This window comes from Lysinibacillus sp. NPDC056185 (genome assembly GCF_047737915.1).
In the GTDB taxonomy this organism is placed as follows: Bacteria; Bacillota; Bacilli; order Bacillales_A; family Planococcaceae; genus Lysinibacillus.
Window position 1 is genome coordinate 223,241 of record NZ_JBLLLQ010000001.1, and the last position, 26,651, is coordinate 249,891.

Below are 26,651 nucleotides of genomic sequence, written 5' to 3' on the forward strand. Positions count from 1 at the left end.
ACTCCTTTCCGATTCCGTGACATCCGCCGGAGGCTTTAACTTCTTTCAGCGGGTATTGGATACCCGCTGAAAGAAGTTAATCAAAACTCTCTAATTCGAGCAATTTACTTGGAATTCTGAAGAGTATATCGTATAGTAAAATCTCATTAAAAATAAAGGAGATTTTTTAACATGACTACAACAAAAAGTTATTTAAATAAAGTAATGCATGATCGCAAATCTGTTCGTAAATATGAAGCTAATTATAAAATTCCTCAATCAGATTTAGAGGAATTACTTGTGGAGGCAACAACCGCTCCATCATCAAGTAATTTACAACCTTGGCGCTTTTTAGTGATTCAAGATGAGGCAGTAAAAAAAGAACTACGTTTAATTGCTAATAACCAGGAGCAAGTAGAAACTGCGTCTGCCATCATTGCGGTATTAGGCGATACAGCAATGTACAATAATGTTGAAGAAGTCTATACAAAAAACTTCGATCTTGGCTATATGGATGAAGCAACAAAAAACATGATGATCGAAAATTCATTAAAGATTTATTCTAATCTTCCTAAAGAAGTTCTAAAAAATATAGCTACATTTGATGCAGGCTTAATTTCTATGCAAATCATGCTTTTAGCAAAAGAAATGGGCTATGATACGGTTACAATGGGTGGCTTCAATAAAGAGGCTTTTGCGAAGCACTTTGAATTAACAGATAATCTAGTGCCGATCGTCTTAATCGCCATCGGAAAAGCAGCATCACCAGCTTATGGCTCTTCTCGTTTAGCGCTAAATGACATTGCAAAATTCATTTAATCGAGAGAGAAAGACTGTATCAATTACGCTTGGCTTGAAATGCCTACTGAATGAAGAAAAATGTTCTTTTTCGAATAAATATGATACACTATATATAGAATAAAAAAGACTGGATGCGTCAACATCCAGTCAAAGCAACAATCATGCCGCAATCATAGCGGCTGACCAAGTTAAAGTTGTAGCTATCGCCACCTTACTTAGCCGGCAGGGTGGCTATTTCTTTTTATTTTGAGAGACAATAATGCTAAGCATCAGTGTCAGTACCGCAATTAGCAAAAGGCTACACTGCACAATCAAACTGAATGCTTCAAATACTGTCATCCGCCTCACCCCCTTTCAAAAGGGAGTTCAGCCGCCACCTGCATTATGAATTGTTGCTATTGTTAGTCTAACAATTTTACGAAATATATTCTATGAAAAATCCTCAGAAAATTTAAAATTGCTACTCATTTGCGTAATTATTCTAAAACAACTCTAAAGAATAGTTCTGTACATTAATCTAAGCCTGACAATTTAGCTAATGACTCTTTCAAAAGCTGTAGCTCAGACAGTGACAACGTAACACCCTTCCCCATCTTTGTATGATCCTCCGACCAATCTCTAATATCGTATTTCGGTTCACGACCATTCCAGCTAATTAAATTCAATTCTTTTTTCCAGCCTTTATTGCCTTCCGATAATACCGCAACTGTTTCAACAATTTCGTATTTAACTTCTGCCATATTTATTCCTCCTTATTTTATCTGTAATAAGAACTATATCTTGAAATAATAGGATAATCAAACGTGACAACACTTGAAATAATTACACTTCCTAAGAAACGTAAAATCCGTCAGAGTTATTCTATGTTCTTCCATAATAAAATCAAATTAATTTTTTAACTTATGTACCTTCCTCGGCTCCCATAACGTCGTATATCCGTTCATTATTGAGTAATCATATAAATCCACAAGTTTGCTATTTTCATATGTATAAAAATAAGTTGGTTCTCTAACAATTGACACTAAATTATAGTTTCTTTCGAGCATGGACTCTAAATAAAATCTAGTTGTGATTTTGTCACTTTTATGCAAGTTACAATCATTACACGCCAACACTAAATTCCATAAATTATCATTTTGAATAAAGCTCCACGGAATGAAGTGATCGACGTGTGTTTTTCGACGATTAGTTGATAAATCACAATTACAATAGAAGCATCGATTTTGTTCAAATTGTGTAAGAACCTTGTAAAATGTTTCTAAAGAACTGCGCTTTGAAATCACTTCTACTTTCGAAAGCAACGCCATTGTACTTGTGACTTCATTCACTTTTTCAAGATATTTGGCTAAATGATAATTTGTTAGATTTATTAAAACCCGCTGGTATTTTTTCATGAATTGATAGACAGGATTGTTGAAACGAAAATGTGCATGTTTGATGTCAAATTCATAGAATACCCCTGCTGTATCTCCGTAAAATGCGCCGATAACGTTCTGCTTACAATCACGCTTCACCTCATTGACGATTTTTAGTTGCAACGAATCTAAAAGCTGATCGAATTGCCATTCTGGAGGGATAGCATTGTCATTAGCATATTTCTGTAAGATGGTTTGGGCACGAGCAGGTTTATTTTTATTAGGTGATTGTGCTAACTTGTGATGAATTACCAGATTCCAATATATATTTGTGAAAGAATAAAATATTTGATCATAACTGAGTACTAACTTCTCGTCTACATTATATAAATTTTCAAGCAATGCTTTAAAAAACACATATTTATAAGAAGTTGCGACTGATGAACGATAGTAAAAATTATTCAGATGTTGCCAAATCTGATCCTCAGTTACATATTGTTCACGTATTTCACCGACCTTTAAATCATGCGACATACTGCTTCCCCCTACTCCTTCACCTCAATTAAATATATACCTTTCGAAAATCCTCCGCGTTGGCTCTTCTTCTGAGTACATATTTGTTCTAATTGTTCGTAGGACACGTCGTACATTTGTATAGCTGTATGTACTAATTCTAAAATATCCGCAAGTTCCTCAACGGCCTCTTTTGGTGAGGCTGCCTCTAGAAATTCTAATGCTTCTTCTTGCATTTTCACTTTTATTTCCTCTAAGTGTTCTCCTTGTTCTAATACTCTTATGCTACATGTTTTACCCTCTTCTTCAATTACTTGAGGAATTAAATCACGTACTAATTTATTGTATATTGGCATGCTTATTGCCCCCTTTTAACACACGATTATTTTCCATATTTCTGCTGAATCGTTTGAATATGTTGTTTTTTGACTTCATTGGATACTTGCATTTGAGGTACAAGCTTATTGTAAATTGCTTGAATATCTTCTTGTGAGAAAAACTGTTTTGCAGTTTGCTTTTGCGTTTGGATAAAACGCCTTAAATCCTCTCGTTTTATAACATGTACATTTTGGGAAGTAACTCCCACTTTTTTCAATGTACAGCGTTCGCTAAAGACAATGACTGAATGAATTGCTTCTTTCGGAAGGTCTAAAAAATCTTGAATTGCACGGATATGCGTACCATTTTGCCTGATCGGATTGAAAAATTTATATTTTTTCTTATTCGGCATCGTTTGTGTCCATTGCTGTTGTGTTTCATTACCAAAAATCCAGCCACTATAGTTTTTTGATTCAATCACATATAGACCAGTTCGATCAATATAAAGCAAATCAATTTCCGTTAATTCATCTGAATTTCTCTTGGGAATATATACATTTAATAATTGTCTATGACTTTGTAAGGCATGCCTCTCAATAATTTTCGATGTTAAGTACTCACCATTTCTCCCTTTATCGAGTTTAACTGCAAAGAAATTATTTTTTGTCAGTTTATAATAGACACTTTTCCGATAATTTTTTTCCATAAGGTAAAAGCTTATTACTATCAATATAAAAATTATAATTAGCATCACTTACTCTCCTCTCTCTTATTCCTTTTACTTCATATAAGCCAAAAATCCTAAAACTATTATACCAATACTTATGAGGATATTTTTAGCATTTTTTACATTAGTGCTCAAATATTCATCAAGATAGTTTCTTGTAGAATTTAAATTTATTTGTAAGCTGTCTTGTTCAAGCACTGATTTTTTGTGACGTCTACAACAATTGGCTACTAGTTTGCCAACCTCTTTTTTTGATCCAACAATCATTTATCAAAAAATGAACATTAATGCAATATTTACATCTATTCAAATAGTGCAAATACATCATTAACATTAAATTCCGGATATAATTAACTGTAGATTTATGACTTTAGTATTGTTATTATTGTGAAGTATTTTTTTGGAAAGGAGGTTTTTATATGTACGATTCTTCATATTACAATGATTTCGATGATTTAGATTTGGCATTCCTCTTTATTATGTTAATTTGTATTGCATTGATAAGTATCGCAAGCTATGTAATTAATTCACTTATTTATTACCAGGCATCTAAAGCAAATGGCTTTAGCAAACAAGCTTATATTGCTTGGATTCCAATTGCTGGTGTTTATAGCCTTTTCTTATTAACAGCAAAGGGTGATGATGACGCAACAATTCGTTCAGCAGCAATAAAGAATGTTATTATTTACGCTGTATTAACAATTGTTTCATTAATTCCGTATCTGTTTCTGGATATAATTGCTTCAATAGGTCTTCTTGGCTTTATTTTCTACTTCACATATCGCCTCTTCTATCGTTGGACTGGCGGAACTGGGAAAGCTGTACTTTATACGATTTTATCGTTCATCACATTAGGACTATTCTATGCTATTTACGGCTTAATAAAAATGAATAAACCTTTCGTTGCATAATACATATGCAAGTACAAAAACCTCTTTACACTTTTAAAGGTGTAAAGAGGTTTTCTAGTTATTCACGTAATTTTACACTATAGTGTCTCATGGACTTAGGAATACCTTTTAATGCAAGTACCCCACTATAGACTAAAAATCTTATTCTACATTCTAAAAAGAAGACACTAGGAATCTCTTCTATTAAAGGTAAGAGTTCCGTAATCACTGTCCCTGTCTTGATAAAATCTTTTGTTGCTTGTTCATTATGTAGCCTTTCGATCGTTTCTATAATAAGTGGATCAAAATAATTTTCTGGAACCCCTTTTATTTCATTATTGATCCATAAGCGCAGAATATCGTTAGTTTGCGATAATGTTTCCCATTCATTTTGGAAAATAAGACGGTCATGGATAGTTAATGGCTTTTTTTCTTCTATGTTGATAAAAAGCTGTGCTAATTGCTGTGAACTAAGATGACTTGTCGCACAATTAGCCTTACTATGTTCTGTTGTATTAATGAGAAAAATCTCATTTGATTTATCTCGCAATAAATAGAGGAAAAAACGAAGCCCACATTGTTCATCGCCATTATTACCATACCAAATATAGATTGGAACATGATTAGAAATATCTTCTATTTCACGCAAAGTATTTATAAACTTATTTTGATAAACATCTTCCTGTCCATCATTAATATTTTCAAATAACCAATTATTTCGGAATGTTTGACCTCGTTTCTCCTCTAGCTTCCACAATGGTCCAATTGAAAAGCAATCAGGGAATCCAATCACATGTTTAGGTGGTGGTAGTGCTACTCTCACTGAACCAGCAGCAGATTCAGAGCTCACAATATGAACTGCCTGCGTTGTTATTCGATGGTCCACAGAACGATGTGTTTGAATACAATCATTGATAATTTCTACTATGTCGCTTAATTTATGTTGCTCAAGCCAGAACCCACACCCCTCAATTGCTTCACTTTCTTCATGGTTGAATGCTTCAAATTGATCATGATGCTGTAATTCATAAGCCTCCCATTCACTCCTATCTATCAAATCCGATGCGTTCAGATAATGATGTGTTTTAATTCGATAGACAAAAACCATATTTGATTCCAATAAAAAATAAATATATGGATAATTTACTTTCGATTCCATAACTCAGCCCCCTTATATAAAAATTTTACCATATTAAAAAATTGAGAACTATTCGTTGTATTTTCTACTCTCTTACGACACTTGATCTATCAAATTTTGAAAAAGAAGTTAGATAACAGAAAAAATATGCTATATTATAGTTAGAAAATTTCGAATTTCTAATTTTTAATACAAAGGGGTTTGATGATTGTGTATGAAAATATTTTAAGACATCCAGGACCTACGCCAATTCCGAAAAAGGTTCAGCTTGCGATGAGTCGCGATATTATAAGTCATCGAAGCAATGAATTTGTAGAGCTTTACCGTGAAACAATTGAATTAGTAAAACCTGTTTTTGGGACAAAGCAGGATATTTTACTCCTTCCATCAGGTGGTACAGCTGCTTTAGAGGCTGCGGCGGTTAACACTGTCTCTGCTGGTGAAAATGTAGTTGTCATCACTGTTGGAGCATTCGGAGACTATTTCGTTTCGATTTGTGAGAAATACGGCTTTCATGTACATAAGCTTGAAAAAGAATGGGGGCAAGCTTGCACAGCTAAGGAGTTACGAGAATTCTTGCAGCCGTTGAAAGATATTAAAGCTGTTTTTGTCACATACAATGAAACTTCCACTGGTATCTTAAACCCAATTGCTGAATTAGCACAAGTTGTACGTGAGGAAACGGATGCATTATGTATTGTCGATGGTGTAAGTTGCCTAGGTGGAGCTCCTGCAGAAATGGATGCCTGGGGAATCGATATTCTTGTTACTGGATCTCAAAAAGCGATGATGCTACCTCCAGGACTTTCTCTTGTCAGCGTTAGTGATAGAGCTTGGAACGTTATTGAAGAAAATAATACGCCTTCCTATTATTTAAACTTATTAAGCTATCGTAGCTGGGCAGAAAAAGGGATGACTCCAAACACGCCTACTGTGACACTTATTTCTGGACTGCATGAGGTTTGTAAACTTATAGAGGAAGAAGGAGGCTTTGAACATACAGTTGCCCGCCATGAACTAATGAAAAACATGGTGCGTCATGCAATGAATGCCCTTAATATTGAACTTCTCACTACGGATGAGCATGCTTCTCCGACCATTACAGCGATTATGGCACCAAAAGAGATTGCACTCGGTGACTTCTTGTCGCATTTAAAGCAACAATATCATTTAGATTTCGCTGGAGGACTCGGTCATTTGCAAGGGAAAATTTTCAGATTCGGCCATATGGGTTACTGCTTCCCAAGTGATATTTTACAGGCCGTTTCTTTAATGGAAGCTGCACTTCAAGACTTTGAATATGACTTTGAGCCAGGTGCAGGTGTACGGGCAGCACAGGAAGTATTTTTAACCGCTCAGCGAAAACAATTGCAGTTGTAAAGCTTTAACTAATGGAAAACCTCCAAATCTATGTATGATTTGGAGGTTTTATGATTACATTCACGAGGGCCAGGAGTCGCACAGCTTTCACACCAATTAATATATATCATGGCATAATAAGTCACGGCATGATCGACCGAATAATCTTTTAAAGCCAGAATTATGAATATGAGTGCATTTTCAAAAGCTAAAAGTGTTATACTAATAAGCACGTTATAAATTGAGGAGTTAGAAAGAATGAAATATTTTAAACCACAAATGCAGCAACTTGTGAAAGAAAACCGTGAATTACATGATCGCCTAAAAGAGTTAATGTCCGAAATGGATTTACAAAAAAATTATGCTTTAAAAGCTCTATATCACGCTGAAGTAGCAGACGGTGGACGCTATCAGCAAGATTATCAAGCGTTAGACTATTTATATAAATAACTTTAAAAGTAATAAACGCAAGAATGTTAATTCCAAATAGCATTCTTGCGTTTTCTTATTAACTAACTACCTTAATCATTAGTTCTTGCTACTTGCACTACCTTTGCCAGGTATTCCTCACGCATTTCCACCGGCACCATACTTCCACCTGTTGCCCATACAAGATGGGTAGCTTGCTCCATCTTATTAACTAAATCATACTTTTCTAAATAACTTTGACCATTTTTCATTAAATGAATTGGTCCGAACATCCCTGCATGCGCAGATGGCTCTAAAAATAGATCTTCCGATTCCATCGCTAAACCGAGTGATGTAAATAATTCTTCATCTTTCACTGTATAACAGCCGCTAATATATGTTTCCATCACTTTGCCAACAAATTTTGACGCACGCCCGACTGCTAGACCATCTGCTTCTGTTTTATTGTCTAATCCAATATCTTCTACACTGATCTCATCATGTAAACCTGTCATCAAGCCAATTGTCATACAAGGGGATGCTACGGGCTCAGCGAAGAAGATGTGGGCATGTTCTCCAAAAATTTCACGTATCCCGTACGCAACTCCCCCCGGTCCTCCACCTACACCACAGGGTAAATACACGAACAATGGATGGGCAGCATCCACAGTAATATTCGTCTTTTCAAACTGTGCTTTTAAACGCTTCGCCGCTACTGCATAGCCGGCAAATAGGTCCTTCGAATTTTCATCATCAATAAAATGACACATAGGATCTTGTTCAGCCTCTTGACGACCTTGTTCTACAGCAACGCTATAATCTGCTTCGTATTCAATAACTGTCGCACCTTTTTCACGCAGCAATGCTTTTTTCCACTCTTTTGCATCACTCGACATATGTACAACGACATTAAAGCCGAGTTTTTTGCCCATAATGCCGATACTCAATCCTAAATTACCTGTAGAACCTACGGCAATTGTATATTGCTGAAAGAACGATTGAAAGTCCTCTGTTGCCAACACGGCATAACTATCCTCTTTTGTTAGCTTGCCACTAGCGATCGCAAGCCGTTCTGCATGCCTTAATACTTCAAAAATACCACCACGGGCTTTAATAGAGCCGGAAATTGGCAAGGCATGATCGCATTTTAAGATAAATTGACCTGGTATTAAAACATTAAATTCCTTTTCAAGAGCTTTCTTCATGAAAGGTATATCTAGTAAAGATGATTCAATAAGCCCTTTGCTTTCCAAAAGCTCCGGAAATGCTAAAGTTAAATAGGAAGAAAAGCGTTTAAGTGTTTCTTCTGCCTCCTCAACTTCCTCTATTGAAAAAAGATTTGTTTGCGCCTTTTTTTCTCGATTTGTATTTTCCCAAAGTACAGTATTATGATTTGCTAACTCATTTAGTCTCGGAAATTGATTAAATAGTTCGTGTTTACGCTCATTTTCCACCTTCAGATTCCTCCATTTTTTGAGTTAAAATTGCTCGTTCACAAATTTGTCGAAATTTCAATTCGAATGAAATATTGTTTTCTTGTGTTCGTTTTTTAGGTCCTCTCGTACGTCCACCAGCACGTCTAATTTTTTGTCCAACATGGCGCATATCGAGCAAACGTTCGATATTTTCATTAGACATCTCTCGTCCATTTTGATCGATTGGATAACCGCCTCTTGCCAAAACCATAGCTGCTAAACCGTAATCCTGTGTAATGACAATATCGTATTTTGAAAGCGCATTCACTAGCGTAAAATCAACTGAATCTGGACCTTTCGGAACCATAATTGTTATTACATTATCACGTTCGATACGGTGGGATGTATCGCAAAACAAGATTGTTTCAATCTCAAACTCAGATGATATAGATAGTGCTAAATCCACGACTGGACAGGCATCAGCGTCAATTAAAACCTTCACAATAAAGCATCATTCCTTTCTCATAATTAGATAGATCACTCAAACTCATCATTATTTTGATATAATAAATTCTCACCCCTACTTGTTAAATTTTTCACAAACTTTAGACTGTTGGAAAAAGTATTTTATTGAATAGTGCGAAAAATAGATATACGATACAAATATCAAATAACTGGAGGTTTTTTACTATGACAACTACAACTGTAAGCAACGAACAATTAGCAAAAGAATACGTTGACGGCGTATTCGAGCAACTAAAACAACAAAATAGTTATCAAGCGGAGTTCTTACAAGCAGCTGAAGAAATTTTCATTTCATTAGTGCCTGTATTTGCACAACACCCTGAATATATTAAAGCCAATATCTTATCTCGTATCGTTGAGCCAGATCGTATCATTTCTTTCCGCGTAGCTTGGCAAGATGATAACAATAAAGTTCAAGTAAACCGTGGTTACCGTGTGCAATACAGCAACGTAATGGGGCCATACAAAGGCGGTCTTCGCTTCCACCCTTCGGTAAATGAATCGATTATCAAATTCTTAGGCTTTGAACAAATCTTTAAAAATGCTTTAACAGGCCAACCAATCGGTGGTGGTAAAGGTGGTTCAAACTTCGATCCTAAAGGTAAATCAGATTCGGAAATCATGCGTTTCTGTCAAGCATTCATGACTGAATTATACCGCCATATTGGTCCAGATGTCGATGTTCCAGCAGGCGATATCGGTGTTGGCGCTCGTGAAGTAGGCTATTTATGGGGCCAATATAAGCGTTTAACAAAAGCAAATGAATCTGGTGTATTAACTGGTAAAACTCCTGGCTACGGTGGTTCTTTAGCCCGCAAAGAGGCAACTGGTTATGGTACTGTATATTTTGTAAATGAAATGCTAAAAGATGTCAACGATTCATTCGAAGGTAAAACAGTTGTAGTTTCTGGTTCTGGTAACGTTTCAACATATGCTATTGAAAAAGCACAAGCTTATGGCGCAAAAGTTATTGCTTGCTCTGACTCTTCAGGCTATGTTTACGACCCAGAAGGTTTAGATCTTGATGCAATTAAAGAAATTAAAGAAGTAAAAGGCGATCGTATCTCCACTTACCTAAACTATCGTCCAAATGCTACATTTACAGAAGGTTGCACTGGTATCTGGACTATCCCTTGTGACATCGCGCTTCCATGTGCTACACAAAATGAAATTAATGGCGATTCAGCTCGTATTTTAATCTCTAACGGCGTGAAAGCTATTGGTGAAGGTGCAAACATGCCATCAGATCTTGAAGCAATTAACGAATTCTTAAATGCTGGCGTATTATTTGGTCCTGCTAAAGCTGCTAATGCCGGAGGTGTTGCTGTATCTGCTCTTGAAATGGCGCAAGATTCAAGTCGTGTTTTCTGGTCATTTGAAAAAGTAGATGCTAAATTACATGAAATTATGAAAAATATTTATGCAGACAGTAAAGCAGCTGCCGAAAAATATGGTTACCCTGGGAACCTTGTAGTTGGCGCGAACATCGCTGGCTTCATAAAAGTTGCTGATGGTATGCTAGCTGAAGGCGTTTATTAATAATAATTTCAGAATCCTTTCAATCCACTTAAGGTGATAACAAACATTCGTTATCACCTTATTTTTCATTAGATAAGAAGTTGAAAAACACGAAAAATATCGTTTAAAACGAACATTTTTACTATTAAACTTTCAAAACATTCGTGTTATAATAATGAAGTACTACGAAATATTGGAGGGTTTTTTGTGGAATTATTGTATACAGGTAAAACGAAAAATGTGTTTCAATTAGAAGATGGTCATTACTTATTAAAATTTAAAGATGATGTAACTGGAGAGAACGGCGTATTCGACCCGGGTGCTAATACTGTAGGGTTAACAATCGACGGTGCTGGTTTAGCTGGACTTCGCTTAACTTCTTATTTCTACTCAAAACTAAACGAACAAGGAGTTCCTACTCACTACGTTGATGCAAACTTCAACGATGCAACAATGACAGTAAAACCTGCAACTGTTTTTGGTAAAGGGTTAGAGGTCATTTGCCGCTTCAAGGCAGTAGGCTCTTTCCTACGTCGCTATGGTGCATACGTAAAAGAAGGACAAGACTTAGATTCTTTCGTAGAAGTTACTATCAAAGATGATGATCGACTAGATCCTCCCATTTCTGAAGATGCTTTAGCCATGTTAAACCTGTTAACACACGAAGAATACGCAATATTAAAGCAACGTACAATTGAAATCGCTAAATTTATTGCTGCAGAGCTTGATAAAAAAGGGTTAACACTTTATGATATTAAACTAGAGTTTGGCCGCGATGCTAAAACAAATGAAATTTTATTAATCGATGAAATTTCAGGTGGTAATATGCGTGCTTACAAAGGCGAACAATACATAGAACCATTAGAACTTGAAAAAATTATGTTAGCTGAATAAAAAACCATTCTATTTAAATGCTATGCCTGACTAGATACGAGTAATCAAAAAGAGTCGCTTTCTTGCGGCTCTTTTTGTTGCTAAGATGTTTTTTCGAAACTTTTCATTCGTTCACTCGTATACTAATTATACGCATAATGCATTTATACTATTATTTTGGAGGTAATTTAATGGATGACTTTAATGAAACATCACAAGAAAGGCTAAAGGTTAATCCATTTTTGTCTATTTGGTTGCATCCAAAGCAAACAACCCGTTACATGATAGAAGAAAAATCAATAGGTTTTGCTCTTCTTCTTTTGTCAATTGGTTATATTGGTGTTACACTTTCAGACCTTATTGATAAGATATCCGTGATAGACTTTTCTCCTTGGCTTATCTTACTATTTTGTGTTATTGCATCACCGATTTCAGGAATAATCGGTACAGCTTTTGTTGCACTCATCGCTTGGCTATTCGGTAAACTTTTTAAAGGAACAGGTACGTACTCACACTTATTCAAAGGGCTAAGTTTAACGGCTATTCCATCTATAGTCCTTATTCCTTTTTATTTAATTTGGTTATTTACATCACCTGAATCTTTAATGGATCCTAACTTCGCCGGGCCTTACCCTTGGGTTTTTTGGATTGCAATTTTATTATCGATTGTGGTTGCAATTTGGAACCTCATTATTACAGTAGGAATTGTTGCAGAAGCACACCAAATAACCAATTGGAGAGCGTTCTTTACACTCTATATTCCATGCATTATTCTCATTGCCCTCATTATTCTGGTGATTGTTCTCTTTGCAGTTATCGGCATTTTAGCCGGAACAATGTAAAAAATCTCCCCTCTCTCTATGAGAGTGGGAGATTTTTTCACATTAAACTGAAAGCACTGTATTTTGTTGGAATAGCTCCGACACACCAGACTCAACAGCTGCTCCACTTACAGCTTGGGAAACAATTTCAACAACCCGCTCATCTAATGATTTAGGTACAATATATTCCTCCGTTAATTCCTCATCACTTACAAGAGCGGCTATCGCTTCCACTGCAGCTATTTTCATAGCCTCATTAATATCTGTTGCTCGAACATCCAATGCCCCACGGAAAATACCAGGGAAAGCAAGCACATTGTTAATTTGATTTGGATAATCGGAGCGTCCTGTTCCCATAATACGTACACCCCATGCTTTAGCATTTTCATACGTAATTTCAGGATTTGGATTTGCTAGTGCAAACACGACTGGATCATCATTCATTGAAGCAATATGTGCTTCTGTTAATAAATTAGCAACCGATACGCCGATAAAGACATCAGCACCTTTAATGGCATCTTCCAATGTCCCATGTATTTTTCCAGGATTTGTTAAATGGGCCACTGTTTCTTTAATTGGATTCATACCTTCAGCGCGACCTTCATAAATGAGGCCTTTTGTATCGCACATATAAATATTTTTATAGCCCATTTGCACAAGAATACGTAAAATAGCAATACCCGCTGCTCCTGCACCATTAATTACGACCTTCATCGTTGCCACATCTTTCTTCACAATACGATTGGCATTAATCATCCCTGCACCTACTACAATCGCCGTTCCATGCTGATCATCATGGAATACGGGAATATCACATTCTTGGCGCAGACGATCTTCAATTTCAAAGCATCTTGGGGCTGAAATATCTTCTAAATTTACAGCACCAAAAGTAGGAGCAAGCGCCTTCACAATGCTGACGATTTCATCCGTATTCTTCGTATCTAAACAAATAGGAAAAGCATCAACATTGGCAAAACGCTTTAATAAAATAGCCTTCCCCTCCATTACTGGTAATGCTGCCTTCGGACCAATATCCCCTAACCCTAATACCGCCGTTCCATCTGAAACAACTGCCACCATGTTACCTTTCATTGTATAGTCGTAAACAAGTGATGGATTTCTCTCAATCTCTACACAAGGCGCAGCTACCCCTGGCGAATACGCAAGACTTAAATCATATGAATCTTGCACAGGCACCTTAGAAATCACCTCTAATTTCCCGCTATAATACTCGTGCATTTCTAAAGCCTTTTTCATAATGTCCATTCAATCCCATCCTTTTCTTTTCAAATTATTATATATTTCAGAATCATAATACTTTGTGAAAGTAAAGTCAACGAATTTTCTGTCAATTTCAGTTTTTCATCTAAATAGCGCTATCTATTCTCATCTCCGCTAATTTTATGCTTTGTTATTAACTTCACAATCAATTATTATAATATAATATTCGCATCGATTAGCTTTATTAAAAATGTACAAATACCGCCATTAAGCCTGTTCAACTTTTCACATAGTATTTTTCTTGTGTAAATGAGAAATTTTTCACAAACTAATGTAAGCGTATCCATTGTTCCATCTGGTTCCGTCACATTTTCTTCACATTTTTTCACAAAGTTTTTTATTATGCATCCTCAAGTATTCTTTTTTTCCTTACTGAATCCCTCAATTTCAAAGCAAAAAAAGAGTCCTTATTTTAAGGACTCTTGCGTAAATTGATTTATAAAAGCAGTAATAATATGTTTGGAAGACCACTGTTCCCCTGATACTTTCGTAATCGGGTAATCACGAGAAAAGATAGCTTTTGTAATTTCATCTACTAAATAACCTTTAAGAAACAACCGCCTTATATTACTCTCCATATCTTCTAAATAAGCAATTTTTTCTTGTATTTTCGTTCGACCATCCGCTATAAAGCCTGCATGACAGCAATAAACTTCTTCGAAATCATAGTTTAATATTTTCTTCAAAGACGCCAAGGTATGTACGATATTTTCTTCATCAAGGACAACCTTAGTTTTCGTCTGTATATACAAATCTCCTGTAAACATAGCACCTGTTTCTCGATTGTAAAATGATACATGATCTGTCGTATGCCCTGGTGTTTCGATAATGTCCAATGTAGCTGATTTCGTTTGCAATGTATTGCTTAATGGTTGGGCAATAAACGCTGGTCGCTCCCCCCATAATGCCTGTCGATAAAATGGATACTCTCCATCCTTTGCACAAAGACTTACCGAATCACGGTGAACATAGATAGGTACACCCTTATGTTGCTGAATCCATGCTGCATTTCCTGAGTGATCCTCATGCGAATGAGTGAGCGCCAATTGTTCAATCGGTATTTCGTTAAAAAAGGATTGGAACTCCTGTGAAAGTGAATATGAGCCTGTATCAATTAGTAAGCCATCTACAAAAAAGCTATAAACACTCATTCCTATCCCCTGAACTGTCACTTTACCGTGAGCGCATTTCACATCACGATTTTGTTGAATCTCTATACTTTTCTCTCGTTCAAACATCCTTTCCCCCCCCTTTGTAAAAAGAGTGTAGCATAAAATGAATAACCAGTCATTTTATGAATACATCACAATTCGGATTCGTTGATATAATATCCTTTGTCAAATGATGTAATGGAAAATAAATGTAAATGGAAGATTACTATTAAAACAGATTCTACTATTAATAGAGAGACCATTGCATCGTATTCTATATTCATTAGAAAAGTCCAGCTTGTTGTAAAAGAGAGCACAATCCACATATATTGTTTCATAATTCTTCGCTCTGGTGGATTTTGGTGGGGCTATCCATCATTTTGACGGTTCTATCCACGATTTGGGCGGGGCTATCCACGACTTTGGCTTCTCTATCCGTCACCTTGGCTCTGCTTTCCGTCGTTCTGACTATTCTTTCCGTCGCTCTGACCATTCTTTCCGTCGCTTCTGCCACTCTATCCGTCACTTCGTCCGCTTTCCGTCGCTTCGACTATTCTATCCGTCGTTCTGACTATTCTTTCCGTCGCTCTGACCATTCTTTCCGTCGTTCTGACTATTCTTTCCGTCGCTTCTGCCACTCTATCCATTACTTCGTCCGCTTTCCGTCGCTTCGACTATTCTATCCGTCGCTTCTGCCAATCTATCCGTCACTTCGTCCGCTTTCCGTCGTTCTGACCATTCTTTCCGTCGTTCTGACCATTCTTTCCGTCGCTCTGACCATTCTTTCCGTCGCTTCTGCCACTCTATCCATCACTTCGTCCGCTTTCCGTCGCTTCAACTATTCTATCCGTCGTTCTGACCATTCTTTCCGTCGCTTCTGCCACTCTATCCGTCGCTTCAGCTATTTTATCCGTCGCTTTGATCATACCTTCCGTCGCTTCAACAACGCTACCCTTTCCACGCCAATAAAAGCAAAAAAACGCCCACCAAAGTGAGCGTTTCTTCCTCAATCATTTATTCATTTGTTCCTTTTTCTACATCATATTGTGTAATCCAGTCACTAAAGCTGCCTACATACAGTTGAATATTTTCATAACCTTCATCTGCTAGTACTGCATACAATGGTGATGCTGTAACACCGCTGCCACAATATACAACAACGTGCTCGTCTTGAGCAACCTTGCTGCGTAACTCATCATTGGCTTGTAGACGACCATCTGACTTTAATTGTTCCCAGTCAAAGTTTTTTGCTGTTGGAATATGCCCAGCTACCATATCAAGAGGCTCCACGTCACCACGGTAGCGAGCTGCGGCACGTGCATCTAGCAACGTCGCATTGACTTCTCCATCTACAATAGCTTTAACTGCTTCACGTGGAGCATATAGCTCATCTCGCCAAACAAATTCAATCGTAGTCGGTGGATATTTTATAATGTCTTTTGTGAAAGATATTTTTTCCTCGAGCGCAGGTGCACCACCATTCACAATCACTACATTTGGAAAGCCTGCATATGTCAGCATCCACCAAGCACGTGGTGCAAATGGCGCAGCCCCTTGATCGTAAACGACAATTTGATCTTCATAATTTAATCCTAATCCTTGAAATACTGCCGATAGCTTTTCCTTACTTGGCATAGGATGGCGGCCATCGCTAGACCCCATATCTGATAGATCCTGCTCTAGATCGATATAAATCGCTCCTGGTGCGTGTCCCTCTTCAAATATTTTATTCCCCGCCTCTTTGTTTTGTAAATCAAAGCGGGCATCTAAGAAACGGACTCCATCTAACTGAATTTCCTCAACTGATTTGAATACTTTTCCCAAATGAATCACCTCATGCGTATTGTAATTGTTCGTAAATAGCTTTCCAAGAAGCTAAACGACTTTCTTCCTGAAGTGCAAGTCTTTCTGTTGCAATTTGTTCAAGTGCCTGATGGTAAATATGCAGACGTAATTTCTCTGCTTCCTCAGCAATATAGGTAATAGCCCATGTCATGAGGGATACTTTCTGTGAATCTAAATAGTTTTGCGCATCTGGTTTTGTTAATACTTCAAGCGCCTCACTTAGCTTCACTTTTTCATTCTTCTCAAAGAATGCCTTTTGATTGCGGAAGTGTGATTTAACACCTGAATATTTCACAATATCTGTAAATGGTCCTTCAAAATCAAGTAAATCTGGCTCAGAAGATTCAAACGCTAAGAATGAGAAGCTACGGTTTAATTCTTTCAGCTCACGTACTTCATCTTTAAAGCGTAATTGCATCTTCTTACTAATAAACTGTGATAAACGGAAGTTTGTTACACGCATTTCTTGTGTAAAGTCAAAACGTAAACTTTGCATTACTTCTTTTAAAGCATGCTCTAATGCTTGCTGAGCTGGCATTGCTGAAAATGTTGAAGGATTGTAGCCTTCCTTAAAGAACTCTGGGTAACGATAATACACACGCTGAAGAACATAATACAATAATTCATCAAGCTCTTGCTTCGTTTCACTTTCTAACATGCTTGTATTAAGCGTATTAAACTTCGATGTTATATGCTGTTCAAGAGTTGTTAATTCCTCTAAACGCTCATCCTTACGCTTTAAGTTCTCTTCTGTCTGCGCAATTAAGTCACCTAAACGTTGTTCCGTTTTATCGACTTCCTCTGCAAGTGCCTGAACAGCCAATGCACTTAATTCATCATTTAAGAATGTGTGGAAGGCATCTTCGAAAGGTGGCATACCTGATGTTAAATCAGCACCCTCTACTTTTTCCTTTAATGCCAATAAGCTCGACACACCGTAAAGTCGAGGGAAGCGAATGCCAAAGCGTTGTAGCTCTGAACGCACATAACCTTTTACATCTTCCTGCTCTTCTTCTGTTGTCGCTAAATCAATCGCATTGACGATAAAGAACATTTTATCAAGTTCGAAGGCATCCTTCACACGCCCTAGCTGAATTAAAAACTCACGGTCAGCTTTAGCAAAAGCATGATTATAATAAGTAATAAACAAGATTGCATCAGCATTACGAATATATTCAAACGCAACACCTGTATGACGCGCATTAATAGAATCTGCTCCTGGTGTGTCAACAAGTGTCACACCCATGCGTGTTAACGGACTATCATAATAGAAATCAATATTATCGACAAAGCATGATTTATTTTCTTGCGCAACAAATTTTTCGAACTCTTCACGGTTAACACGTAATACTTTTCCAAGCTCAGACTTAAATGTTGGGAACCCTTCTTTATATGCACGAATAAATGATTTATGCACATTTAGGCGTTCGTCCGATAGCTGTACCGCAAGTCCTTCATCTGCACGATTAAATGCCTCTTCTAAAGAAGAAACTGATAATCCAACTGCTGCATATGAAGCTTGAATATCCTCTAGCATTTGGTCAGCTGTTTTTAACAGTACATCTGCTGTTTCATGCGGATGCTCTGGTGTCACAGGACGAATTTTATTAATTGCCGCTGTTGTAGGGTTTGGTGATACAGGTAAAACTTTTGCACCCATTAACGCATTAGAGAACGAAGATTTCCCTGCACTAAATGCACCGAAAAGCGCGATTGTGAAATCTTTTTTCTGTAATCGTTCTACTTTATTTTCTAAGTAAGTTGCTACTTCCGCAAAGCCTTGTACATCTTTTACCGAGTTTGCCGTATGAAGTGCACGCTTCACTACACCTTCAATAGGAAGGCTAGTTGCGCTAACTGCTTGCTGTGCCTCTTCCTGTTGTAATGCTTCTTCTTTTGGCTTTAACATCGATTCATCAAACAATCGAATATCTGCTAAATCTCGCTTAAAGGCTTGATCCCAATTTGTAAGCTGTTGATTTGCTAGCTGACGTATTTCATTGCTTGCCTGGTGCATAATACTTGCACTATATTGCTGATAGCCCTCGATTTCAAGCACTGCCTGAATAGCATCAACTTTCGCTTGCATCCCAGCCATTTTTAATTTAGATGGAGCAGCTGTTTCAGTAGCCACTGCTTCTAAAGTTGTTGCTTGTGCATCCTTCCAATTATCTGTTTCCTGGATGAAGTAGCGTTTTGTTGCCTCTGCTACACGGTTAGCGAAGTTTAATACGGCATCTCCAGTTAATATGGCACCAGCTTGTACCTGCTGCTCAATAAGAGAGAATGGTAATTCAAAGGCGTAGGCATCAATAGCGGTAGCACGTTCTTCATTTAATGCACTAACATCCTTTAACACCTTTTTCATTAGCCCTTTTAAATGTCCAGTAATCTGTGCATGCACAACATTTTGATAGGCACTATAAGCATCCTCTTTACGGCGGTTACGCTCTTCCTCTGTTTTTTTCTTAGCAGTAAATAAGCCCCCTACCTTGAAACCATCCTGCTGACTCTCTAAATACAGACGTAATTTATCGCGTAAATCAGCTGGCATAATGGCAGCATTCGCAAGAAGTTCTTTACGTTGGTCCTCGAACGTTTCATTCCATGCTTCAATCGAGAACAATTCAACTTGACGATTTAGCTTATTGTATTGCTCTAAAATATCTTTATGGTTTGCCCAGTCATCGGCACTTAATACATCTTCATCGATGTCTAAACGATCTTCTCTTTCTTCTGTTAAATAAGTGTCGTGCTCACTTTGTAATAAACGCAGCGTATTTGATGCTGTCTTTACAAGTTGATCCTGCCAATCATTCATACTATCCATAACAATTTTCTTAACAGCTTTAAAATCGTTATAAGGGTGCTCAGGCTCTCTTAATGAAGTGAAAAATACACCTTTTGGTACTACACCCCAAGCCGCAAAGGAATTGTGAACTGTTGCCTTAAATTCCTCAAAGCTTAATTCATTTTCATTATGCTTATCAATCATGTTTACAATTAAATAAACGTTTGGATTGTACTTCATTAATTGCTTTGTAAATTGAAAATTCAATTCTGATTGCACGTGATTGTAGTCCATTGTATAAAATACGATATCAGCAATATGAAGGGCTGACTCTGTTGACATACGGTGTGCATCATCTGTTGAGTCGACACCTGGCGTATCCATAACTGTGACGCCTAATGGTAATGTCGATGTACTATGACCAATTTCAATTTGAGACACTAGGTCCCCATTTTTACTAAGCTCTTTCACTGTTTTAAAATCATAACCTGCTTCAAATTTTACAGGTTTTTCATTGTGCATATAGACAATCGCAAAGTCTTCATCTGATTTATGGACTTTGACGATATTGGCACTCGTTGGAATAGGGCTTGACGCAAGTAAATCTTCACCTGATAGCGCGTTAATCATACTCGACTTACCAGCAGAGAAATGACCAGCAAAGCCGATAACATATTCTTTTTGCTGTATTTTACGTGCAAAAAGTGATGTCTTATCCATACGCTCTGTATCACCATTATGCTGATAAATTATGTATTGTAACGACGCTTGCTTTAATAGCGCCTCCAACTGTTGTTCAAAATCATTCATAAAACCAGTAACCCCTTTATTTATATTAATCAATTTCGCCTTGGCGTAATTGCCGCTGTCGCACAGATAAACAATGCGTCCGGATTTTGAATTGTGCGAGCACAATTCACTCCTTTAAAAATCCGTGACATCCGCCGGAGGCTTAATCTTCATTCAGTACTGTTTAGAAAGGAACTATATCCTGATTCGTCTTACCACTTTAGAGGTGGTAGTTTTTCTGAATGAAGATAGTCATAAATAGTATTCTACCTTATTCGACAAACAAAGTATAACACTAATTTACTTTGAAAAGCATATATATAAAGGTTTCAGACGCCATATTCATCCATATCGCCCTGTTTAACCAAAAAAATGCTTTATCCAGGCTCACTATCAAAACGTGGGGTTGATTTCATACGTTTTAACAAAATGTCATTCTCAATTTGTAGTGATGGGCCAATATTTTTAAAAAAACTACTAATTTCTATTTCAAAATGGTTGCACAACTAAGCAATTTATAATTTTCTTCATATTTTAAGTTAAGGCAAATTAAGTTTTAAAAAAGTTTAATGTGTGATTGCAGTACTAATAATAGTGAAAATTACAAAGTGAACTTGGGGAAAAAATAATTAAATGGGGTGATAAAAAAATGGTGAACTTTAGGAATCACCAAAAACTCGAGCAAAAATGTGGGTGTGAAGATCGGTTTATTTGGCCTCGTATAAAAGCTAGTACTCTTCCTCCGGTAGACCCTCCTCCAGTCATTGAACCTAATGGGAATATCATTCCAACAGTAAATAGATATTTCTATATTGCTACATCAGATATTAATTTAACGAATGGGGCGACTCTATTTGCTAGTCAATTTTGGGGTGATGATGGGAACACAGCAATTGAATTTAAGATTTTTAATCCGAATGGCTACGTTAATCTTTACATCAATGCCGTAATGCAGGAAGGTGGAATTTACACTATAACTCCAACCTCCTTAACTTTAAGTCCTGATAATTCAACAATTTATAAAGGTACTCCAATCATCATAGAATCATTAGGATTTTCTACAATGTAAGTAACATACCTGAAAGGGGGTGAAAATAAGTGGCACTTTCTATTATTAATATTCATGTCAATGTTACAGGTACTTCGGCTAGATTTTTCAATGTTTTAGCTGCACCCTTAACGATCTCTGATGGTACAACGGTTGCCTCTACTACCTTTTTAAATGATAGCGGTTCTGCTGCAACTACTTTCCCAATCGTAACAAATGGGTACCATAATTTATATATAAATGGGGTGCTTCAGGAAGGTGGTTCTTACTCAGTTTCTGCAACAGAATTAACATTCCATACTGTTACAGGCACTTTACCAGCAGGAACACCAATTATTGTTGAGGCTGTTGAATTAGTGACTACACTTTAATCGCCTTAAGTAAATCAAAGATACTTTGTTTCATAAATAAAAAAATGGATGCCTTAAAATATTTTAGGGCATCCATAAATACAAAACGATTTGTGTGTTGGCTAATTCACATCGTATGAGGAAAATCAAACATTCGTTGTACGAATTGTCTCCTCGATACAAAGCCTAATAGAAGTTATTAAATCTTGAATATTCCATCCCGGTATTTTCCCATGCTGAATCGCCAAATCAAATGATGCAGGAATATGAATAAATCCAGCGCGGACCCCTTTATGTTGCTTTGCGTAAACTAGCCCCTCATACATAATATTGTTGCATAAATAAGTACCCGCGGTATTTGATATTTCTGCTGGATACCCTTCTTTGCCTAATCTATTCACCATATTCCTAATAGGTAAATTCGTTATATACGCGTCTTCACCACCATCATAAATGCTTTCATCTGCTGGTGTATAACCATTGTTATCCGCTTCACCATCTTTAATATTAATCGCAATTCGCTCTGGCGTTATTTTAAAACGTCCTCCAGCTAATCCTAAGGAAATAATGATTTGTGGTTGTATCTCGGCAATATATTGTTTCAGTTGCTGAGCAGATTGCTGAAAATCCACAGACAGAATGCGTCCTACAATTTCATAGCCATCCATCACTTCTCCATGTAAATTTTCTACAATTTGCATTGTAGGATTAATTTTATACTCAAGAAATGGTACAAATCCTGTTAATAATATCTTTGTCATTGTCTTCACCTAATTTCTCTAGGACGTCGCTGTATCGTCCATCCATTTTTATTTACTGGTAGCTGATACTGTAACCTTAATGATTACTGATTAAACGAATGAATCACTTACCCTATTTGTATTGATATACGGTTTTGTTTAATTCTACAAAAATACTATTCTCATTTACAATATATTTCAGAAAAAAACAAATAATCCTTTTCTTTTTATTACATTGAAAGGATTAAAGATAAATATTATTCAAAAAAAGCATGGTCTCAAAATTACTCGGACCATGCTCTATCTGTATAAAAAATTGAAATTCTATTATTTTAAATGTGCAGTCGTCTGTTTCATGACGTGTGTTCCCACTCCAATATAGATAACCACTGCCGCTCCAATAAATACAAATGTCATCGCTGACCGCTCCTTTTTATATAAAAATTTTTATTCGAAAAGACTTTAACGTCCATTTATTGATTTTGAAAATCATTCTCATTAATATAATATAAATTTCCCATTAATTCGTCAAGACATACTTTCATCTTACCCATTTAACATGGTAAGATGTAGAAAAGTCGGAAAAAGGATGCGGTAATGATGAGTAATTCGAAGTACTTTCAAACTATTTTAAACGGGACAATTCACGCTTTAAAATCGATCCTACCTATGGATATAGAGGTGAAAACACCTAGTATTATTTCTGAACCATTTCAACAACAGCAAATGGGTGTTTTAATTGGTTTAATAGGAGATTTAAAGGGCCGTGTAATCATTGATTCCTCTCCTGAAATTTTTAGTGGCATCGGCAATACAATGTTTGGTATGCCTCTTGAAGGAGAAATGTTGGAATCCTTTACAGGGGAATTCGGAAATATGATTGCAGGAAATTTATGCACTACTGTAGGACAAGAAAGCTTAGAAATTGATATCACACCGCCAACAGTGATGGTTGGCAACACAAAGTTATACGGCTTTGAAAAGGCATTTGTACTCCCTGTTACAATTCCAAACGTTGGTCCGCTGACAGTTCTTTTAACAATTGAAGGAGAATAGAGTACTAGAATATCGAACTGTTCCAAATGATATATCCTATGCCAATACATTAAACATTTATGACCATGCTTTATCATTCTCTATAATTAACAATGGATGCTCCATTAGGCTCAAGTCCAAATTTCAATTAGTAAAATTTTTCGAAAAATAAGAGTTTTTAATAATAATTCCTCTAATTCTAACCAATAAGTGGCTATCTCAATGACTATTGAGGTAGCTATTTTTTATTCCCTCCTCAATTTTTCACATTTTTTTCACATTTTTCGCCAAGATGTGTGATTTTTTTCACATCAAAAAGAAATTTATTTATATATCATGGCAATAAGAAAGACACAATAAAAGCGTAGGAGGAGCAAAAATGGCAAATAAAAAAAAGTCAGATGAAAATTTAAAAGGTTCACTCTATGCGGTATTTGGAGTAGGAATCATCATTATCTTGCTTTGGGTGTACTGCTTCGATTTGTTCATCAATCGTTTTTAACTTCCTTTCAGCGGGTTTCCACTGAAAGAAATTAAAGCCTCCGGCGGATGACACGCAATTATGCCGAGGCATAATTGATTCTACTAAGAAAGGACAGAGACATATGCACTTACATAAGTATGAGAAGTATTGGCTTGTGTTCGGAGTCGCTACTTTAGTAGCATTCCTTATCATTCTAGGCATCGGTGCATTCCATCAAGGCTCACATCCGAACAATGGTAAAAAAACACTAGATTATGAGAAAGTAAAAGAATTTGCACCCTTCGATAACCCGGGTGTACATAAAGTAGAAGGTAAAGATTGGGATTACGAAGTAGTTGTTTTAGCTTCAGCATTTAACTACAATCCTCCAGAAATTGAAGTGCCACTTGGAGCTAAAGTGAAATTTATTGCAACGAGTGCAGATGTAATGCACGGTTTTGAAGTTGCAGGTACAAATATTAATATGATGCTTGAACCAGGTTACATTTCTGAATATGTAACTACAGTAAATAAAGAAGGAGAGTTTTTAATCGTATGTAATGAATACTGTGGTACAGGACATACGATGATGCACTCTATGCTAAAGGTGGTGAAGCCAAATGAGTCTAAATAATAATTTGACGAAAGTGGATCGTCGTGATGCGAAGCTAGCGATGGCACATATTTACGTGGCATTCATCGCATTGTTATTAGGGGGTCTTGCAGGTTTATTACAAGTTTTCGTTCGTTCTGGTCAATTTACATTACCAGCAGGCATTGGTTACTATCAAGTTTTAACCGTACATGGTGTTTTACTCGGTCTTATTTTAACAACATTCTTTATTTTTGGTTTCCAAATTGCTAGTGTTAGCCGTACGTCAGGGACTTTTTCAGATGGTCAACGTCGCCTTGGCTGGATCGGCTTCTGGTTAATGACTATCGGTACAGCAGCAGCTGCAGTAATGGTTCTACTGAACGAAGCATCTGTTTTATATACGTTCTATGCTCCACTGAAAGCTCACTGGATATTCTATTTAGGCCTTACATTAGTCGTTGTTGGTTCTTGGGTTGGCGGCGCAGGTCAAGTTTTACGTTATGCACAGTGGCGTAAAGAAAACAAAGGTAGCGGACAACGAAGCCCATTATTATCATTTATGGTTGTTGTCAATAATTTAATGTGGTTCGTAGCAACTCTAGGTGTAGCTGTTTCTGTTCTATTCCAGTTACTTCCATGGTCCTTAGGCTTTATCGAACGTGTTGATGTAGCACTATCCCGTACATTGTTCTGGTATTTCGGTCATGCTCTCGTATACTTCTGGTTATTACCAGCATACATGGTTTGGTATGTCGTTATTCCGAAAGTTATTGGAGGGAAAATTTTCTCTGATTCTTTAGCAAGACTGTCATTTATGCTGTTTTTAATTTTTTCTGTACCAGTTGGGATCCATCACCAATTAACAGAGCCAGGTATTGATGGCACATGGAAATTCATACAAGTTGTTTTAACATTTGCGGTAATCGTACCATCCTTAATGACAGCCTTCTCGATGTTTGCAATGTTCGAATTACGTGGTCGTGAATTAGGTGGGAAAGGGCTTTACGGTTGGTTTAAAAAATTACCATGGAAAGATGCTCGTTTCTTCGTGCCATTTATCGGTATGTTAGCATTTATTCCTGGTGGCGCAGGCGGTATCATTAATGCTTCTTACCAAATGAACCAATTAATCCATAATACTATTTGGGTTACAGGGCACTTCCATTTAACGATTGCAACAACAGCCGTTTTAACTTATTTTGGTGCGGCATTTTGGTTAATTCCATATTTAACAGGTCGTACATTGACTAAATCTTTGAACAATCTTGGTAATTTTGCAGCTATTTTATGGGCTACTGGTATGACAATTATGTCTTCCGCTATGCATATCGCTGGTCTGATCGGTGCACCTCGTCGATCTGATTACTCTGAGTATGGCGGTGCTCAACAAGCTTATGATTGGATTCCTTATCAAATCGCTCAAGCTGTTGGTGGTACGATACTATTCATCGCTATCTTAATCATCCTTTATATTGTGGTGAAATTAGCATGGTTTGCACCAAAAGGCGAAGAGGAATTCCCAGTTGGTGAAGTACATGAAAACGGTGGTACTACTCCAGCTATCTTAGAGAACTTTAAAGTATGGCTTGTTATTTTAGTAGCATTAATTTTATTTGCCTATACTATTCCAATTATCGATATTATTTCTAATTCCCCTCCTGGCTCTAAAGGCTATAAGCTTTGGTAACAATCTCTTGCATCTTCATAAAAAGCGATTTCTCTACTCTGTAATATTAAAAACAAGTTATGATGATTTCTTACATCATAACTTGTTTTAATGTTGCACATTATATAAATATGTTATAAAAATGTACATTACTAAATTCAATTTTAGTAGTGTACATTTTTATTTTGCTTAACATTTCTACTAGGATTTAATAAAAGGGTTAACATTTATAATTGCAAGAAAAAAAGTTAATATAG

At 36.7% G+C, this 26,651-nt stretch carries 27 protein-coding genes; 14 read left to right on the top strand and 13 right to left on the bottom strand.

What is annotated here, in order from left to right:
• The first annotated feature begins 171 nt into the window (after positions 1–171).
• The gene (locus tag ACMZ42_RS01105; protein WP_415730269.1) at positions 172–798 is read left to right on the top strand and encodes a nitroreductase family protein; all 627 of its coding nucleotides are present in this window, start codon (positions 172–174) and stop codon (positions 796–798) included.
• A gap of 213 nt (positions 799–1,011) precedes the next feature.
• Here ACMZ42_RS01105 and ACMZ42_RS01110 read toward each other — a convergent pair whose 3' ends face one another.
• The 5 genes from ACMZ42_RS01110 to ACMZ42_RS01130 all read right to left on the bottom strand — a co-directional run bounded on the left by ACMZ42_RS01110 (position 1,012) and on the right by ACMZ42_RS01130 (position 3,717).
• A complete protein-coding gene (locus tag ACMZ42_RS01110; protein WP_220443510.1) occupies positions 1,012–1,119 on the bottom strand; it encodes a putative holin-like toxin in 108 nt (35 codons plus the stop codon).
• A 173-nt stretch (positions 1,120–1,292) separates the two neighbouring features.
• Positions 1,293–1,520, bottom strand: coding sequence for a YdbC family protein (locus tag ACMZ42_RS01115; protein WP_370077388.1), 228 nt, complete (start codon positions 1,518–1,520; stop codon positions 1,293–1,295).
• Between the two features lie 147 nt (positions 1,521–1,667).
• Complete coding sequence (locus ACMZ42_RS01120) at positions 1,668–2,669, bottom strand: HNH endonuclease (RefSeq protein WP_415730270.1); 1,002 nt, start codon at positions 2,667–2,669, stop codon at positions 1,668–1,670.
• Between the two features lie 11 nt (positions 2,670–2,680).
• Positions 2,681–3,004, bottom strand: coding sequence for a phosphoribosyl-ATP pyrophosphohydrolase (locus ACMZ42_RS01125; RefSeq protein ID WP_415730271.1), 324 nt, complete (start codon positions 3,002–3,004; stop codon positions 2,681–2,683).
• A gap of 26 nt (positions 3,005–3,030) precedes the next feature.
• Positions 3,031–3,717: an NERD domain-containing protein gene (locus tag ACMZ42_RS01130; RefSeq protein WP_415730272.1), complete on the bottom strand. Its 687-nt coding sequence runs from the start codon at positions 3,715–3,717 to the stop codon at positions 3,031–3,033.
• Between the two features lie 395 nt (positions 3,718–4,112).
• Between ACMZ42_RS01130 and ACMZ42_RS01135 the strand changes: the two genes are divergently transcribed.
• Positions 4,113–4,604 (top strand): hypothetical protein, encoded by a 492-nt coding sequence (locus tag ACMZ42_RS01135; RefSeq protein WP_415730273.1) that lies wholly within the window; start codon positions 4,113–4,115, stop codon positions 4,602–4,604.
• Between the two features lie 58 nt (positions 4,605–4,662).
• On the opposite strand, the gene ACMZ42_RS01140 is transcribed toward ACMZ42_RS01135, so the two are convergent.
• Positions 4,663–5,742 carry a DUF1835 domain-containing protein gene (locus ACMZ42_RS01140; protein ID WP_415730274.1) on the bottom strand — a complete coding sequence of 360 codons (1,080 nt, stop codon included), beginning with the start codon at positions 5,740–5,742 and terminating at the stop codon, positions 4,663–4,665.
• 189 nt (positions 5,743–5,931) lie between these two features.
• Between ACMZ42_RS01140 and ACMZ42_RS01145 the strand changes: the two genes are divergently transcribed.
• The gene (locus tag ACMZ42_RS01145; protein WP_415730275.1) at positions 5,932–7,101 is read left to right on the top strand and encodes a pyridoxal-phosphate-dependent aminotransferase family protein; all 1,170 of its coding nucleotides are present in this window, start codon (positions 5,932–5,934) and stop codon (positions 7,099–7,101) included.
• A 237-nt stretch (positions 7,102–7,338) separates the two neighbouring features.
• Positions 7,339–7,530: a hypothetical protein gene (locus ACMZ42_RS01150; RefSeq protein ID WP_049666523.1), complete on the top strand. Its 192-nt coding sequence runs from the start codon at positions 7,339–7,341 to the stop codon at positions 7,528–7,530.
• A gap of 71 nt (positions 7,531–7,601) precedes the next feature.
• On the opposite strand, the gene ACMZ42_RS01155 is transcribed toward ACMZ42_RS01150, so the two are convergent.
• Positions 7,602–8,942 (bottom strand): D-serine ammonia-lyase, encoded by a 1,341-nt coding sequence (locus tag ACMZ42_RS01155; protein ID WP_415730276.1) that lies wholly within the window; start codon positions 8,940–8,942, stop codon positions 7,602–7,604.
• Positions 8,932–9,405 (bottom strand): YaiI/YqxD family protein, encoded by a 474-nt coding sequence (locus tag ACMZ42_RS01160; RefSeq protein ID WP_415730277.1) that lies wholly within the window; start codon positions 9,403–9,405, stop codon positions 8,932–8,934. Before ACMZ42_RS01160 ends, ACMZ42_RS01155 begins: the two co-directional genes overlap by 11 nt.
• 188 nt (positions 9,406–9,593) lie before the next feature.
• Between ACMZ42_RS01160 and gdhA the strand changes: the two genes are divergently transcribed.
• The 3 genes from gdhA to ACMZ42_RS01175 all read left to right on the top strand — a co-directional run bounded on the left by gdhA (position 9,594) and on the right by ACMZ42_RS01175 (position 12,661).
• Positions 9,594–10,967 (top strand): NADP-specific glutamate dehydrogenase, encoded by a 1,374-nt coding sequence (gdhA, locus tag ACMZ42_RS01165; RefSeq protein WP_415730278.1) that lies wholly within the window; start codon positions 9,594–9,596, stop codon positions 10,965–10,967.
• Positions 10,968–11,153: 186 nt separating this feature from the next.
• Positions 11,154–11,840: a phosphoribosylaminoimidazolesuccinocarboxamide synthase gene (locus tag ACMZ42_RS01170; RefSeq protein WP_415730279.1), complete on the top strand. Its 687-nt coding sequence runs from the start codon at positions 11,154–11,156 to the stop codon at positions 11,838–11,840.
• Positions 11,841–12,010: 170 nt separating this feature from the next.
• Entirely contained in the window at positions 12,011–12,661 is a 651-nt protein-coding gene (locus ACMZ42_RS01175; protein WP_415730280.1) for a YIP1 family protein, read from the top strand.
• Between the two features lie 42 nt (positions 12,662–12,703).
• Here the strand turns inward: ACMZ42_RS01175 and ACMZ42_RS01180 are convergent, their stop codons facing one another.
• Positions 12,704–13,906: an NADP-dependent malic enzyme gene (locus ACMZ42_RS01180; RefSeq protein ID WP_370077377.1), complete on the bottom strand. Its 1,203-nt coding sequence runs from the start codon at positions 13,904–13,906 to the stop codon at positions 12,704–12,706.
• 422 nt (positions 13,907–14,328) lie between these two features.
• Positions 14,329–15,159 carry an MBL fold metallo-hydrolase gene (locus ACMZ42_RS01185; protein WP_415730281.1) on the bottom strand — a complete coding sequence of 277 codons (831 nt, stop codon included), beginning with the start codon at positions 15,157–15,159 and terminating at the stop codon, positions 14,329–14,331.
• Between the two features lie 275 nt (positions 15,160–15,434).
• Between ACMZ42_RS01185 and ACMZ42_RS01190 the strand changes: the two genes are divergently transcribed.
• Positions 15,435–16,067, top strand: a complete 633-nt coding sequence (locus ACMZ42_RS01190; RefSeq protein WP_415730282.1) for a hypothetical protein — start codon at positions 15,435–15,437, stop codon at positions 16,065–16,067.
• Positions 16,068–16,086: 19 nt separating this feature from the next.
• Here ACMZ42_RS01190 and ACMZ42_RS01195 read toward each other — a convergent pair whose 3' ends face one another.
• The gene (locus ACMZ42_RS01195) at positions 16,087–16,896 is read right to left on the bottom strand and encodes a sulfurtransferase (protein WP_370077373.1); all 810 of its coding nucleotides are present in this window, start codon (positions 16,894–16,896) and stop codon (positions 16,087–16,089) included.
• Between the two features lie 10 nt (positions 16,897–16,906).
• Positions 16,907–20,518 (bottom strand): dynamin family protein, encoded by a 3,612-nt coding sequence (locus ACMZ42_RS01200; RefSeq protein WP_370077372.1) that lies wholly within the window; start codon positions 20,516–20,518, stop codon positions 16,907–16,909.
• Between the two features lie 628 nt (positions 20,519–21,146).
• On the opposite strand from ACMZ42_RS01200, the gene ACMZ42_RS01205 reads away from it, so the two are divergent.
• Positions 21,147–21,566 (top strand): DUF4183 domain-containing protein, encoded by a 420-nt coding sequence (locus ACMZ42_RS01205; protein WP_370077371.1) that lies wholly within the window; start codon positions 21,147–21,149, stop codon positions 21,564–21,566.
• 29 nt (positions 21,567–21,595) lie between these two features.
• A complete protein-coding gene (locus ACMZ42_RS01210) occupies positions 21,596–21,916 on the top strand; it encodes a DUF4183 domain-containing protein (RefSeq protein ID WP_370077370.1) in 321 nt (106 codons plus the stop codon).
• Positions 21,917–22,041: 125 nt separating this feature from the next.
• Here the strand turns inward: ACMZ42_RS01210 and ACMZ42_RS01215 are convergent, their stop codons facing one another.
• Positions 22,042–22,656, bottom strand: a complete 615-nt coding sequence (locus ACMZ42_RS01215) for a pyroglutamyl-peptidase I (protein WP_370077369.1) — start codon at positions 22,654–22,656, stop codon at positions 22,042–22,044.
• 579 nt (positions 22,657–23,235) lie between these two features.
• Here ACMZ42_RS01215 and ACMZ42_RS01220 point away from each other — a divergent pair.
• The 4 genes from ACMZ42_RS01220 (at position 23,236) to ACMZ42_RS01235 (ending at position 26,415) form a co-directional block, all read left to right on the top strand.
• On the top strand, positions 23,236–23,691 hold the full coding sequence (locus ACMZ42_RS01220; protein ID WP_370077368.1) for a chemotaxis protein CheX: 456 nt from the start codon (positions 23,236–23,238) through the stop codon (positions 23,689–23,691).
• A 358-nt stretch (positions 23,692–24,049) separates the two neighbouring features.
• A complete protein-coding gene (locus ACMZ42_RS01225) occupies positions 24,050–24,172 on the top strand; it encodes a hypothetical protein (protein ID WP_255505077.1) in 123 nt (40 codons plus the stop codon).
• Between the two features lie 103 nt (positions 24,173–24,275).
• Positions 24,276–24,767 carry a cytochrome c oxidase subunit II gene (locus ACMZ42_RS01230; protein WP_370077367.1) on the top strand — a complete coding sequence of 164 codons (492 nt, stop codon included), beginning with the start codon at positions 24,276–24,278 and terminating at the stop codon, positions 24,765–24,767.
• Positions 24,754–26,415, top strand: coding sequence for a b(o/a)3-type cytochrome-c oxidase subunit 1 (locus ACMZ42_RS01235; RefSeq protein WP_370077366.1), 1,662 nt, complete (start codon positions 24,754–24,756; stop codon positions 26,413–26,415). The genes ACMZ42_RS01230 and ACMZ42_RS01235 overlap by 14 nt, the downstream gene beginning before the upstream one ends.
• The last annotated feature ends 236 nt before the right edge of the window (positions 26,416–26,651 follow it).